General features: G+C 61.9%; 13 protein-coding genes. 9 read left to right on the forward strand and 4 right to left on the reverse strand.

Features of this window, described 5'->3' with window-relative positions; translation table 11 throughout:
- Position 1 precedes the first annotated feature (1 nt).
- The 9 genes from narH to PSH57_RS13770 all read left to right on the forward strand — a co-directional run bounded on the left by narH (position 2) and on the right by PSH57_RS13770 (position 9932).
- Positions 2-1540, forward strand: coding sequence for a nitrate reductase subunit beta (gene narH, locus PSH57_RS13730; RefSeq protein WP_305390112.1), 1539 nt, complete (start codon positions 2-4; stop codon positions 1538-1540).
- 2 nt (positions 1541-1542) lie between these two features.
- Positions 1543-2298 (forward strand): nitrate reductase molybdenum cofactor assembly chaperone, encoded by a 756-nt coding sequence (gene narJ, locus PSH57_RS13735; RefSeq protein WP_305390115.1) that lies wholly within the window; start codon positions 1543-1545, stop codon positions 2296-2298.
- On the forward strand, positions 2291-2971 hold the full coding sequence (gene narI, locus PSH57_RS13740) for a respiratory nitrate reductase subunit gamma (protein WP_305390116.1): 681 nt from the start codon (positions 2291-2293) through the stop codon (positions 2969-2971). Before narJ ends, narI begins: the two co-directional genes overlap by 8 nt.
- A 10-nt stretch (positions 2972-2981) precedes the next feature.
- Entirely contained in the window at positions 2982-3953 is a 972-nt protein-coding gene (locus PSH57_RS13745) for a peptidylprolyl isomerase (RefSeq protein WP_305390117.1), read from the forward strand.
- A gap of 25 nt (positions 3954-3978) precedes the next feature.
- Entirely contained in the window at positions 3979-4971 is a 993-nt protein-coding gene (gene moaA, locus PSH57_RS13750; RefSeq protein ID WP_305390118.1) for a GTP 3',8-cyclase MoaA, read from the forward strand.
- Between the two features lie 314 nt (positions 4972-5285).
- Entirely contained in the window at positions 5286-7301 is a 2016-nt protein-coding gene (locus PSH57_RS13755) for a ribonucleoside triphosphate reductase (RefSeq protein WP_305390119.1), read from the forward strand.
- 31 nt (positions 7302-7332) lie between these two features.
- Complete coding sequence (nrdD, locus tag PSH57_RS13760) at positions 7333-7494, forward strand: anaerobic ribonucleoside-triphosphate reductase (RefSeq protein ID WP_003182303.1); 162 nt, start codon at positions 7333-7335, stop codon at positions 7492-7494.
- On the forward strand, positions 7491-8186 hold the full coding sequence (locus PSH57_RS13765; RefSeq protein WP_305390121.1) for an anaerobic ribonucleoside-triphosphate reductase activating protein: 696 nt from the start codon (positions 7491-7493) through the stop codon (positions 8184-8186). The genes nrdD and PSH57_RS13765 overlap by 4 nt, the downstream gene beginning before the upstream one ends.
- A 123-nt stretch (positions 8187-8309) precedes the next feature.
- A complete protein-coding gene (locus PSH57_RS13770) occupies positions 8310-9932 on the forward strand; it encodes a methyl-accepting chemotaxis protein (protein ID WP_305390123.1) in 1623 nt (540 codons plus the stop codon).
- 499 nt (positions 9933-10431) lie between these two features.
- Here PSH57_RS13770 and PSH57_RS13775 read toward each other — a convergent pair whose 3' ends face one another.
- Genes PSH57_RS13775 through PSH57_RS13790 form a run of 4 tightly spaced genes read right to left on the reverse strand, consistent with a single transcriptional unit; the run spans position 10432 to position 13535 of the window.
- Positions 10432-11787: a 4Fe-4S binding protein gene (locus PSH57_RS13775; RefSeq protein ID WP_305444909.1), complete on the reverse strand. Its 1356-nt coding sequence runs from the start codon at positions 11785-11787 to the stop codon at positions 10432-10434.
- On the reverse strand, positions 11775-12629 hold the full coding sequence (locus PSH57_RS13780; protein ID WP_305390125.1) for an FTR1 family iron permease: 855 nt from the start codon (positions 12627-12629) through the stop codon (positions 11775-11777). Before PSH57_RS13780 ends, PSH57_RS13775 begins: the two co-directional genes overlap by 13 nt.
- A 22-nt stretch (positions 12630-12651) precedes the next feature.
- Positions 12652-13002 carry a cupredoxin domain-containing protein gene (locus PSH57_RS13785; protein ID WP_422766082.1) on the reverse strand — a complete coding sequence of 117 codons (351 nt, stop codon included), beginning with the start codon at positions 13000-13002 and terminating at the stop codon, positions 12652-12654.
- A gap of 2 nt (positions 13003-13004) precedes the next feature.
- Entirely contained in the window at positions 13005-13535 is a 531-nt protein-coding gene (locus PSH57_RS13790) for an iron transporter (protein ID WP_305390126.1), read from the reverse strand.
- Between the last annotated feature and the right edge of the window lie 79 nt (positions 13536-13614).

Raw genomic sequence — 13614 nt, forward strand, 5'->3', positions numbered from 1 at the left:
GATGAAAATTCGCTCACAAATCGGCATGGTTCTGAACCTGGACAAATGCATCGGCTGTCACACCTGCTCGATTACCTGTAAGAACGTCTGGACCAGCCGCGAAGGCATGGAATACGCCTGGTTCAACAACGTCGAATCCAAGCCTGGCATCGGCTATCCCAAGGAGTGGGAAAACCAGGACAAGTGGAAGGGGGGCTGGATCCGCAACGCCGACGGCTCGATCAACCCGCGCATCGGCGGCAAGTTCCGCGTGCTGGCGAACATCTTCGCCAACCCGGACCTGCCGAGCCTGGACGATTACTACGAACCGTTCGATTTCGACTACCAGCACCTGCACACCGCGCCTTTGGGCGAGCATCAACCCACCGCACGGCCGCGCTCGCTGGTGACTGGCAAACGCATGGAGAAAATCGAGTGGGGCCCGAACTGGGAGGAAATCCTCGGTACCGAGTTCGCCAAGCGGCGCAAGGACAAGAACTTCGACCAGATCCAGGCGGACATCTACGGAGAATACGAAAACACGTTCATGATGTACCTGCCGCGCCTGTGCGAGCACTGTCTGAACCCGACCTGCGCGGCGTCTTGCCCGAGCGGGGCGATCTACAAACGCGAGGAGGACGGCATCGTCCTGATCGACCAGGAGAAGTGCCGGGGCTGGCGCATGTGCATCAGCGGCTGCCCGTACAAGAAGATCTACTTCAACTGGAAGAGCGGCAAGTCGGAGAAATGCATTTTCTGCTACCCGCGCATCGAAGCCGGGATGCCAACGGTTTGCGCTGAAACCTGTGTCGGCCGGATTCGCTACCTCGGTGTGCTGCTGTATGACGCCGATCGCATCAGTGAAGTGGCGAGCACCGCCAACGAGCACGACCTGTATGAGAAACAACTGGAGATTTTCCTCGACCCGAACGACCCGGCGGTGATTCGCCAGGCCCTGGCCGACGGCGTACCGCAGTCGGTAATCGACTCGGCGCAACGCTCGCCGGTCTACAAAATGGCCGTGGACTGGAAACTCGCGCTGCCGTTGCACCCTGAATACCGCACCTTGCCAATGGTCTGGTACGTGCCGCCACTGTCGCCTATCCAGAACGCTGCGGCGGCCGGCACCGTGGGCATGAACGGGGTGATCCCGGACGTCGACAGCCTGCGGATTCCGCTGCGCTACCTGGCCAACATGCTCACCGCCGGCGATGAAAAACCGGTCAAGCGCGCCCTCAAACGCCTGCTGGCAATGCGTGCCTACAAGCGTTCTGAGCAGGTGGACGGCGTGCAGGACCTGCAAGTGCTGGCCGATGTCGGCCTGAGCGTGAACCAGGTCGAGGAGATGTACCGCTACCTGGCCATCGCCAACTACGAAGACCGTTTTGTCGTGCCAAGCGCCCACCGCGAAGACGCCATGAGCGATGCGTTCGCTGAACGCTCCGGTTGTGGTTTCAGTTTCGGCAGCGGCTGCAGCGGCAGTTCCGACACCAACATGTTCGGTGCCAAGAAGGCCAATCGCCGCGACGTCATCAAAACCGTGCAGTTGTGGGAGGAATGAACATGCGCATTCTCAAGGTGATTTCGTTGCTGCTCGATTATCCGACCGAGACCCTGGTGGCCGGTCGCGACGAGCTGGAGCAGGCGATTGTGCAGGCACGGGAAATCAGCCCGAAGCAGCGCGCCGGGCTGTTCGAGCTGCTGGAACTGATCTGTGGCCAGGACCTGATGGACGGCCAGGAGCACTACGGCGCGCTGTTCGGCCGTGGCCGCTCGCTGTCGCTGCTGTTGTTCGAACATGTCCACGGTGAGTCCCGCGATCGGGGCCAGGCCATGGTCGACATGATGGCCCAGTACGAAGAGGCCGGTTTTGCCATCGGCGTGAAGGAACTGCCGGATTACATCCCGTTGTACCTGGAGTTTCTCTCCACCCGCGAAGACATCGAGGCCCGCGAAGGACTGGCCGATGTGGCGCATCTGCTGGCCTTGCTGGCGGCGCGCCTGGAAGAGCGGGAAAGCGCCTACGCCAGTTGTTTCCGGGCCTTGCTGCAAATCGCCGGGGCCGAGCCCCAGGTGGCGGTGGCCGAGTTGCGTGAGCAGGTGAAGGCCGAGCCTCGGGACGATTCCCTCGAAGCCCTGGACAGGATCTGGGAAGAGGAGGCGGTGGATTTCATGAAGGCCGAGCAGCAGGACCGTTGCAGTTCACTGCCGAGCGCACCGGGCAAGGCCCGGGACGAAAGCGCGGTGCCGTTGCATTGGGTGGATTTTCAGCATGAAGGGCAGGCCGCAGCGCCGGCCGGGGAGGTGGGCAATGTCTAAATGGGATCTGTTGATGTTCGGGGTCTACCCCTATGTCGCTTTGGCGATTTGCCTGATCGGCAGTTGGGCGCGGTTTGACCTGTCCCAGTACACCTGGAAGGCCGGCTCCAGCCAAATGCTGAGCAACCGTGGCATGCGCGTGGCGAGCAACCTGTTCCATATCGGTGTGTTGTTCGTCCTGGCCGGCCACTTTGTCGGCCTGCTGACGCCGGCGGCGATCTATCACCATGTGTTGAGCACTGAGAACAAGCAGTTGCTGGCGATGGTTTCCGGCGGTTTCTTTGGGGTGCTGGGTCTGATCGGCCTGGTGATGCTGCTTAATCGGCGGCTGAGCGACCCACGGGTGCGCGCCACTTCCAGTACCTCGGACATCCTGGTGTTGGTGGTGCTGCTGGTGCAACTGGTGCTGGGGTTGATGACCATTGTGGCGTCCACCGCCCACATGGACGGCTCCGTGATGGTGATGCTGGCCGACTGGGCACAGAACACCGTGCTGTTGCGTCCGGTGGAGGCGGCCGCAGCCATTGCGCCGGTGGGCTTGGTCTACAAGCTTCATGTGGTGCTGGGCCTGACCCTGTTCGTGCTGTTCCCGTTCACCCGTCTCGTCCATATCGTCAGTGCGCCGGTCTGGTATCTGGGACGTCGTTATCAAATCGTACGGCAGAAGTTTTAAGGAGACGATCATGGCTAGTGGATGCGGATGTGGCGGTGGTAACGGGGGCAGCGGCGGCTGTGGTTCTTCGGCGAAAACGGCGCCAGTGACCGCGCCGGTTAGCGACATCGAACCGGCGGGCGCGGTGCAGTTCGAACCGGCCCAGGCCGGACCGGCGGCGGGCGATGAAGCTGCGGCACAATTGATCGCCAGCAGTGAGCAGGAGTGGCCGATCATCAGCGTCAACGGGGTGTCGATCACCCCCCAGGCGATGGCCCAGGAGCTGCAATATCACCCGGCTGAGAGCCGCGAGGATGCGGTCTACCAGGCTGCCCGGGCGTTGGTGATCCGCGAGTTGCTCCAGCAACGCATCGCCGAACTGGGGCTGGCGTTGCAGGTGGGCGCCGGTGAAAACGAAGAAGAGGCGGCCACGCGGCTGTTGCTCGAACGTGAGGTGCAGGTGCCGCAATGTGACGAGGCGACCTGCCTGCGCTACTACGAAAGCAATCGGGCGCGCTTTCACAGCGCACCGTTGCTGGCGGTGCGGCACATCCTGCTCGAATGCGCACCGGACGACGCCGAAGCTCGTGATCAGGCGCGCGGCCAGGCCGAAATCCTGCTGCAACGCCTGGACGAGTTCCCCGGCAGCTTTGCTGAACTGGCGTTGAACCACTCGGCCTGCCCGTCCAAGGCACAGGGCGGCTCGCTGGGGCAGATCAGCAAGGGCCAGACCGTGCCCGAACTGGAGCGCCAGTTGTTTGCCTTGCCGGCGGGCCTGGTGGGCAATCCGCTGGAAAGTCGCTACGGCTGGCATGTGATCAGCATCGATCAGCGTGTCGAAGGCCAACCGTTGCCTTATGAGGCGGTGGCGACGGCGATTCGCACCCAGCTGCAACAAGGCGTGTGGCAGAAGGCGCTGGTGCAGTACCTGCAAACCCTGATCGGTGCGGCGGACATTCGCGGCATTCATCTTCAGGGCGCCGACTCGCCGCTGGTGCAGTGAGCACCGGCTCAATCAGGGGACAGACATGAACGCCGTGTTGCAGGACGGATTTGGGCGCCAGATCGATTATCTGCGGATGTCGGTGACCGATCGTTGTGATTTTCGCTGTGTGTATTGCATGGCGAAAAACATGACCTTCCTGCCGCGCCAGCAAGTGTTGACCCTGGAGGAACTGCACCGATTGGCGCGGCTGTTCGTGGGGCTGGGGGTCAAGAAAATCCGCCTGACCGGTGGTGAACCGCTGATCCGTCCGGGCATCGTCGGGCTGTGTCGCGACATCGCGGCGTTGCCCGGCCTGCGGGAACTGGTGATGACCAGCAACGGTTCGCAGCTGGGGCGACTGGCCCGGCCGCTGGTCGATGCCGGGGTCAAGCGCATGAACATCAGCCTGGACAGCTTGGATGGCGAGCGTTTTCGGGCGATCACCCGCAACGGTGACCTGGATCAGGTGTTGGCGGGCATTGACGCGGCGAAGGCCGCGGGGTTCGAGCGGATCAAGCTCAACTGCGTGGTGATGAAAGGACGCAACTTCGATGAAGTCCCGGCGCTGGTGCAGTACGCCATCGAGCAACGCATCGACATCAGCTTCATCGAGGAAATGCCCTTGGGCGAGGTCGGGCGTTCGCGGGGCGAGTCGTTCTGTTCCAGCGATGAAGTCCGGGCTGTCATTGCCAGCCATCACCGGTTGCTCGACAGCACCGAAAACAGCGGCGGCCCGGCGCGTTATGTGCGCCTGGAGCAGCATGCGCAGACCCGGATCGGGTTCATTTCGCCCAATACCCACAACTTTTGCGCCAGTTGCAACCGGGTACGCATGACCGTTGAAGGGCGATTGCTGCTGTGCCTTGGGCAGGAGGACTCTCTGGACCTGCGCAGCTTGCTGCGGCGCTATCCGCTGGACGATCAACCGGTGATCCAGGCGGTGCAACAGGCGCTGCGCGGCAAACCCCTGCGTCACGACTTCAACCCTGGTGGGGAAGTGCAGATTGTGCGGTTCATGAACATGAGTGGTGGGTGAGCAGTGCTCAGGTCCCACAAGGGGATCTGTGGTGAATCCAAATCCAACAATCACTCCGTAACCCATGTGGGAGCGGGCTTGCTCGCGAAGGCGGTGGGTCTGCTTGCAGTGATGTTGAATGTGCTGGCCCCTTCGCGAGCAAGCCCGCTCCCACTGGGGATCTGGGGTGCCTTCAAATGTCCTTCAAGCCTGAAGGGCAGTCCACCCTCGATTCTTGATATCGATCAATTGCAACCCTGACTTTTGGCCGTACTCTCCACTGCATATTGTGTTTGAAGCTTGTTAATTATCTATATGTAGTGTCTGGAGCCAAAATGCAGAGCACGTTGATCTCAGTAGGCTGTAACCGCTTGCACAAGCGCGATGGCAGTGTGGTTGCCTTCGACGCGGACAAGATTCGCCAAGCGCTGATCGCCGCCGGCAAGGCCACTGGCGAATACGCCGAATCCGAGGCCGAAGGGTTGCTGGAAGCGGTGCTGACGCGATTGGAAGGGCAAACACGCTTGAACGTCGAGCAGATCCAGGACCGTGTCGAGCGAGTGCTGATGGATGCCGGTTTCTTTCTGGCGATGCGCGCCTATATCGTCTACCGCGAGCAACATGGACGTCTGCGCCGGGATCGCCGGACCCTGGTGGAAGTCGCCACCTCAATGAATGAATACCTGGACCGCGAAGACTGGCGCGTACAGGCCAACGCCAACCAGGGTTACTCCCTCGGCGGGCTGATATTGAACGTGTCGGGCAAGGTCACCGCCAACTATTGGCTCGACGAGGTCTACAGCCAGACCATCGGCCAGGCGCACCGCGAGGCCGACCTGCATATCCACGACCTGGACATGCTCGCCGGCTACTGCGCCGGCTGGTCCCTGCGCACGCTGTTGCACGAAGGCCTCAACGGGGTGCCGGGACGGGTCGAGGCCGGGCCGCCCAAACATTTGAGCAGCGCCTTGGGGCAGATGGTGAATTTCCTCGGCACGCTGCAAAACGAATGGGCCGGTGCCCAGGCGTTCAGCTCGTTCGACACCTACCTGGCGCCCTACGTGCGCAAAGACAAACTCAGCTACGGCGAGGTCCGTCAGTCGCTGCAGGAGTTCATCTACAACCTCAACGTGCCGTCACGTTGGGGCACGCAAACACCTTTTACCAACCTCACATTCGACTGGGTCTGCCCGGAGGATCTGCGCGAACAGATCCCGGTGATTGGCGGCCAGGAGATGCCGTTCGCCTATGGCGACCTGCAGGAAGAAATGGAACTGATCAATCGTGCCTACATCGAGGTGATGCAGGCCGGTGATGCAAAGGGGCGGGTGTTCACTTTCCCGATCCCGACCTACAACATCACCCACGACTTCCCGTGGGACAGCGAGAACGCCGATCGCCTGTTCGAAATGACCGCCCGTTACGGTTTGCCGTACTTCCAGAACTTCCTCAACTCGGACATGCAACCCAACCAGGTGCGCTCGATGTGCTGCCGCCTGCAACTGGATGTGCGCGAGTTGCTCAAGCGCGGAGGTGGCCTGTTCGGCTCGGCGGAACAGACCGGCTCATTGGGTGTGGTGACGATCAACTGCGCACGCCTGGGCTACCTGTACAAAGGTGACACCAGCGCGTTGCTGCAGCGCATCGATACGCTGATGGAACTGGCGAAGGAAAGCCTGGAGGTCAAGCGCAAGGTCATCCAGCACCACATGGACGCCGGGTTGTACCCGTACACCAAGCGCTACCTGGGCACCCTGCGCAATCACTTCTCCACCATCGGCGTGAACGGCCTGCACGAAATGCTGCGCAATTTCACCGATGACCAGCAAGGCCTGCATACCGAGCAAGGCCGGGCATTCGCCCTGAAACTGCTGGATCACGTGCGCGCCACGCTGCTGCGCTTCCAGGAAGAAACCGGCCACCTCTACAACCTGGAAGCCACACCCGCCGAAGGCACCACCTACCGCTTCGCCAAGGAGGACCTCAAGCGTTACCCCGATATCCTGCAGGCCGGCAGTCCGATCGCCCCGTATTACACCAACTCGTCGCAATTGCCAGTGGGCTTCACCGACGATCCGTTCGAAGCCCTGGAACTGCAAGACGAACTGCAATGCAAATACACCGGCGGCACCGTGCTGCACCTGTACATGGCCGAGCAGATCTCCTCCACACAGGCCTGCAAGCAGCTGGTGCGCAAGGCCCTGGGACGTTTCCGTCTGCCGTACCTGACCATCACGCCGACGTTTTCCATCTGCCCGGTCCACGGCTACCTGGCTGGCGAACACGAGTTTTGCCCCAAATGCGACGAGGCCTTGCTGGTGCAACAGCAGTTGGCAGGCAGCGTTCACTGATCCGATCCATCAACCGCAAGGAGCTTCACCCATGAATGCATCGCAAAGCCTTCCACAAGCCCAGCGTCAACGTTGCGAAGTCTGGACCCGAGTGATGGGTTATCACCGTCCGGTGGCGGCCTTCAACCCGGGCAAACAGTCCGAGCATCGCGAACGGGTTCATTTCACTGAAAGCGCGGCCGGGCGTCCATGAGTCGAGCGCTACGGGTCGGGGGCATGGTGCCCCTGACCACCCTCGATTATCCGGGCCAACTGGCTTGCGTACTGTTTTGCCAGGGCTGCGCCTGGCGTTGTCGTTATTGCCATAACCCGCAACTGATCCCGCCGCGCGGCAGCGAAGAGGTGGATTGGTGTCGGGTGTTGGCATTTCTGCAGCGTCGCCAGGATCTGCTTGACGCCGTGGTGTTCAGCGGCGGTGAGCCGACCTTGCAGGACGGTTTGGCGCCGGCCATGGAGCAGGTGCGGCAGATGGGTTTTCGCATCGGCCTGCACAGCGCCGGCATCAAACCGGCGGCCTTCGCCAAAGTGGTCGGGCTTGCCGACTGGGTGGGCTTCGACATCAAGGCTTTGCCCGAAGACGCCCTGGACGTGACTCGGGTTCATGGCAGCGGTGCCGCCAACTGGCGCAGCCTCGACCATCTGCTGGCCAGCGGCGTGGATTATGAATGCCGGACCACCGTGCATTGGCATTTGTTCGACCCCGAGCGGTTGTTGACCCTGGCCCGCCGCCTGAGCGAGCAGAGCGTCACGCGTTTCGCAGTGCAACTGGTGCGCACGGCCCGGATGCTCGACCCCCATCTTTCCAGTGTCTCGGCACAGGCCTTGCAGCCCGAATTGTGGGCCGCCATGCGCGAGTTGTTTCCCTCGTTCGTGTTACGCAGTTGACCCTGCCCAGGGACGCAGGACCGACAGCGGTCCGGGATCGCCGGGCCGCTCTTTTTTATGGCTTTTCTTATGGTTTTCAAATGCGCTGCCAATCGGCAGGTAGTTGAACAGGGAGCATTTGATATGACCAGACTCACCACTGCCCACCGTATCGTGATCGGTTTTGCCATCGCGCCACTGGCGTTGATCGCCCTGGCGTTATACGCCTTGAACGACCTGGCCACGCTGCGCGACCAGGCGGTGCAAATCGTCAGACAGGATTGGCCGAAGATCGACCCGATCATGGTGATCGCCACGGGTGTGCGCGATAACGCCAGGAACACCCGGGACCTGTTGATTGACAAGAACAACGCGCAGGTCCAGCAATCGATCGACATGACCCGGCAACGTATTACCCAGGCCTTTACCACGCTGGAGCCGCTGTTCGACCAGCCCGAAGGCAAAACGGCGTATGCGGCACTGAAGAAGCACCGTGAGGCGTATGTGGCCGCGTTCGTTCAGGTCCAGACGTTGATTCGCCAGGGTGCGACGGACGACGCGATGACCCAACTCAAGCAAGGCGTGATGCCGGCGGAGCTTGAGGTCTACAAAAGCCTGGAAGGGCTGATGGCGATGCAGGGCAAGTTGTTTGTCGAGCGTGAACAACTGGCCCAGGCGCGCTACAGCGATGCGCGGCGCAACATGCTGGCGCTGGTGCTGGCCTGCCTGGCCCTGGTCAGTACGGTTGCAGTCCTGGTGACCCGCAGCGTGACCCGTCCGCTGGGCGGGGAGCCTGATGATGCGGCGCGGGTGCTGAGCCAGATTGCCCAGGGCGACTTGACGATCCGCGTACCGCTGAATGCCGGGAGCGCAAACGACAGCGTGATGAGCAACATGCATGACATGCAGCAGAGCCTCAACAGCATGGTCCGGCACATTGCCGCTTCGGTGGATCGCGTGGCCAGTTCCTCCGAAGAGCTCAGCGCGGTGAGCAGTCAGACCAATAGCACCCTGGAACTGCAAGGTCAGGAAATCGAACAGGCCGCGGCGGCCGTGAACCAGATGACCGCTGCGGTGGATGAAGTGGCGCGCAACGCCGTGAGTACCAGCGAAGCCTCGCGGATTTCCGAGCAAACCGCCCAGCGCGGTCGTGAGCAGGTTCAGGAGACCGTCGCTTCGATCAGCGCATTGGCGCTGGGGGTCACGGACTCTTCAGGACGCATCCAGCAGTTGGCAGGCAGGGTCGAGCACATCAGTTCGGTGCTGGACGTGATCCGCAGCATCGCCGATCAAACCAATCTGCTGGCCCTCAACGCCGCCATTGAAGCGGCCCGCGCTGGCGATGCCGGGCGAGGTTTTGCGGTGGTGGCTGACGAAGTTCGGGCCCTGGCCCATCGCACCCAGGATTCGACCCGGGAAATCGAAGAGATGATCGGCAACATCCGCCAGGACAGCGAGCAGGCCGTGACAGCCATGCAAAACAACAGCGAACTGGTGCAGGCCACCCTGCAAGTGGCCCGGCGCTCCGGCGATGCCCTGGATGAAATCGCCCGCTCGATCTCGCAGATCAACGAGCGCAACCTGATGATCGCCAGCGCCACGGAAGAACAGGCGCTGGTGGCCCGGGAGGTAGATCGTAACCTGGTGGGTATTCGCAACCTGTCCGAACAGGTATTGCTCGGGGCCCGGCATACCGATACCGCCGGCCAGGACCTGGCGCAGATGGCCGGTTCACTGCATGAGACGGTGGCGCGGTTCAAGGTCTAGCCTGTGGGAGCAAAGCTTGCTCGCGAGGCGCTTGCACAGCCAACACCTCCCCAACTGACCCACCGCGATCGCGAGCAAGCTTTGCTCCCACAGGGCTTCGCGTGGTTCCAAGGTATCGTGAACGCCAGCGATCCGCTGAGGGTGCAAAGCTTGCTCCCACAGGGTTTCGCGCGGTTCCAAGGTATCGCGAACGCCAGCGATCCATCGTGGGAGCACAGCTTGCTCGCGAGGCGTCTGTACAGCCAACCCCTCCCAAACTAACCCACCGCGATCGCGAGCAAGCTTTGCTCCCACAGGATTTCGCGTCGTTCCAAGGTATCGTGAACGCAAGCAATCCACCGTGGGAGCAAAGCTTGCTCGCGAGGCGTCTGCACAGCCAACACTTCCCCAACTGACCCACCGCGATCGCGAGCAAGCCTTGCTCCCACAGGGTTTTGCGTGGTTCCAAGGTATCGTGAACGCCATTGATCCAGGTGGGAGCAACGCTGGCGCTGCGTGCTCACCATCCCCAGAACTGCAACCACCAGCCATATCCCACCAGGCCGTTGGCCAATACCAGGCAGGCCATTGCGAGTAGCCGCCGGGGTGCATGTTCCAGGCGCTTGTAGCCCAACCACAGGTTCCAGGCGATTGCCGCCGCGAGCAGCCCAGCCCGTGCCGGTTGCACCCAGTCGAGCAACAACCCTTCATAGCGCAGCAGTTTGACGGTGGTGGCCGACAAGCCGAGGAACAACCCTGCACCGCCGAGGGGCGGCAGGGTGATGGCCAAGGGCCAATATTGTGCAGGATCCCCCGAGAGTCTTGCCGCCAGGCGCATCAACAGCATCAGCGACGTGCCCAGCAGCAAGGCGCTCATGCCCAAGTAAGCGACGATGCAAAAGCCATCGAGCCAGCTGAAACTGTCGTTGAGCTGCGGATAGTGGGTCAGCAGCCACCAGGGGGCGTTGTCCTGTAACGGCCAGAACAGCTCATGGGCGACCAGCCATTGGGCCAGGCTCTGTTTCAAGGCAATGAACCAAGGGCTGACGGTCCACTGAAAGGCCCCCATGGCCAGGCCGATGACGCCGAACAACAACAAGCGCGCGTCCCAGGGTGAGAGGGTGTTTGCCGTTGAGTGAAGGATTTCCTGGTTGCTGGAGCGGGCAATCAGACGCACCGCATCGCGCTGGCCACTGCAGCGACCACAGGCGTGGCAATCGGCGGCACCGCGCATCCGGCGAATGTCCAGCAATGGCGCGCAATTGGGGGGAGGGCGGCGCGGCGCGGGGTTTTCCAGCCAGCGTTGCTCGTCCACCTGAAAGTGCACCGGTGCCAAACGGGCGAGCAGGGCGAAGACGCCACTGACTGGACACAGGTAGCGGCACCACACGCGTTTGCCTCGGGCAAACAGCAGGCCAACGATCACCGCTGCGACGGTCGAGCCTCCCAGGATCAGCAGCGCCGCCTGGGCATAGTCATAGACGCTGATCAACTGCCCATAGATCGTGGTCAGGCAGAACGCCAGGGTCGGCCAGCCGGCCCAACGCACCCCGCGCGGCACGCCCAGGCCCTTGCCATATTGGCTGGCCCATTCACTCAAGGCGCCTTCAGGACACAGCACGCCACACCAGAGCCGGCCAAACAACACGATCGACAGCAACACGAACGGCCACCAGATGCCCCAGAACAGAAACTGGGCCAGCAGCGTGAGGTTGTCGAACAGGCGTGCCTGGCTACTGGGCAAGGGCAACAGTGCCGGCACCACCAGCAGCACCGCATAGAACAGCACCACCGCCCATTGCACGGCGCGAATGGTTGCGCCGTGGCGGCGCATGCCATCACCCAGGCGTTGCAGCCAGAGGTTCAAGTCGGACATGGCAGCGTTTGCGCTTTGCGTGGGCGTAGCCAGCCGGCAACCACCAGCCAGTAACCAAGCCACACCAACAAGGTCATGGCACTGGGACTGGCTCGATAGCCGGTGAAATCCGCCAGGAAACCACCCAGGCCATGGCTGTCATCCAGTACCGCGCTGCTGTCCCAGAGCGTGTCGCCGATGCCGTGATAGACCACTTCGGGCCAGTCCATCGCGAGCAACTGTCCGCTGATCCGCTCGATGGCGCTGACCAGCAGCGCCGCTCCCAACAGCAACAGGATGGTTTCGCTGATGGCAAAGAAGCGCGGCCATGAGATGAACCGTCGACTGCCGTGCAGCAAGGAGATGGTCAGCAGCGCCAGCACCAGACCGGCCAGCGCGCCCACCGCGAACACACCCAGTGGCGCCCCTTGCAGACGAGCACCGGCGCCATACAGGAAGACCACGGTTTCACTGCCTTCGCGGCTGACGGCCAGCAACGCCAGTACCATCAGCCCCCATCCTCCCTGGCGGCTCAAGCGCTGGTCGGCGTGACGCGTCAGATCGTGTTTCAGGGTCCCGGCGTTTCGGTGCATCCAACCGACCATTTGCACGATCAGCAGACTGGCGACCAGCGCCAACGAAGCCTGGAACCATTCATTGGCCGCGCCGCTCATGGCTTCGCCGGCCAACAGAATCAGACCGGCCAACACACCCGACAGCAGCAAACCCAGGGCCACGCCAGCCCAGACGAACCGCAGCAACTGGCTGGCCTGTTGCTGCCGACTGACCCAGGCCTGGAGTATGCCGATTACCAGCAGCGCCTCGACGCTTTCACGCCAGACAATAAACATGGATTGAGTCATGCAAACGCCTCCTGTTCGCCGACTACTGGGCGAGGATTCCGCCCTCGGGCAGTTGCGGGTTGAATTCATCGAAAAACGGATAGTGCCCGGGGCGCAGCGGGTGAATGACGACAAAAGTCGTGACGCCGGGCGACAGGACCTTTTCGACCCGCAGCGGCGTGCTTTCAAATTCCGCCGGACCCTGACCGACGTTTTTCAGCACGATCTTGAAGCGCTGCCCAGCCGGCACTTCCAGCAGCGGCGGGGTGAAATGCCCGTCGCGCATGCTCAACTCGTAAGTCAGCAGTTGGGAATGGGCGATTGAGGGCAACAGCAAGCCGACCAGCATCCACCCGGCCAGATATAGCGGTGTTCGGCTCGTTGAGCGACGCATCCTCAATACCCGCCTTTTTTGCCAATCCCTGCGTAGACGAATTCGTAATGCAGTTCACAGCGCTCAAACCACGGCGCCACGCCGGTTTCCTTGTCGGTATGCCGGCCGAGGGAGTCATGACCACCAGGCGGCAGGACGGTGAAGGTCAATTGGTATTTGCCGGGACCGAGCAGCTTCACGTTGTCGCCATAGTGCGGCCCGTCATTGGCAACCATGGCGTGGAAGTCGCCCTTGAGCGGGGTGTCGTTGCCCTGTTTTTTCAGTTGGAACGACACGTTGAGGTAGGGCACGAAGCTGCCTTCCTGAAAACCCTGCTGGTTGTCTGCCGTGGCCCTGATATCGGCCTCCAGGTGAACGTCAGACTCGGCGGTTGGGCGCATCATGCCGGCCGGGGCCATTTCAATCGGTTGCAGGTACACCGCGCCGACCTCCAGACCCGGGCACATTTGCGGTTCACCAATGGGATATTCCTTGGCCTGGGCCAAGGGGGCGAGAAACAGCAGGGCGAGAGACAGCGGAGCAAGGGTACGCATGTGAAGACTTCCTGAAGAACTAAGGGGTGGCCGAGTCTAGGAAGCTTTGCTGCGAATAATAATGATTCTTGTCAATTTT

The organism is Pseudomonas hefeiensis (assembly GCF_030687835.1).
GTDB classification, from domain to species: domain Bacteria; phylum Pseudomonadota; class Gammaproteobacteria; order Pseudomonadales; family Pseudomonadaceae; genus Aquipseudomonas; species Aquipseudomonas hefeiensis.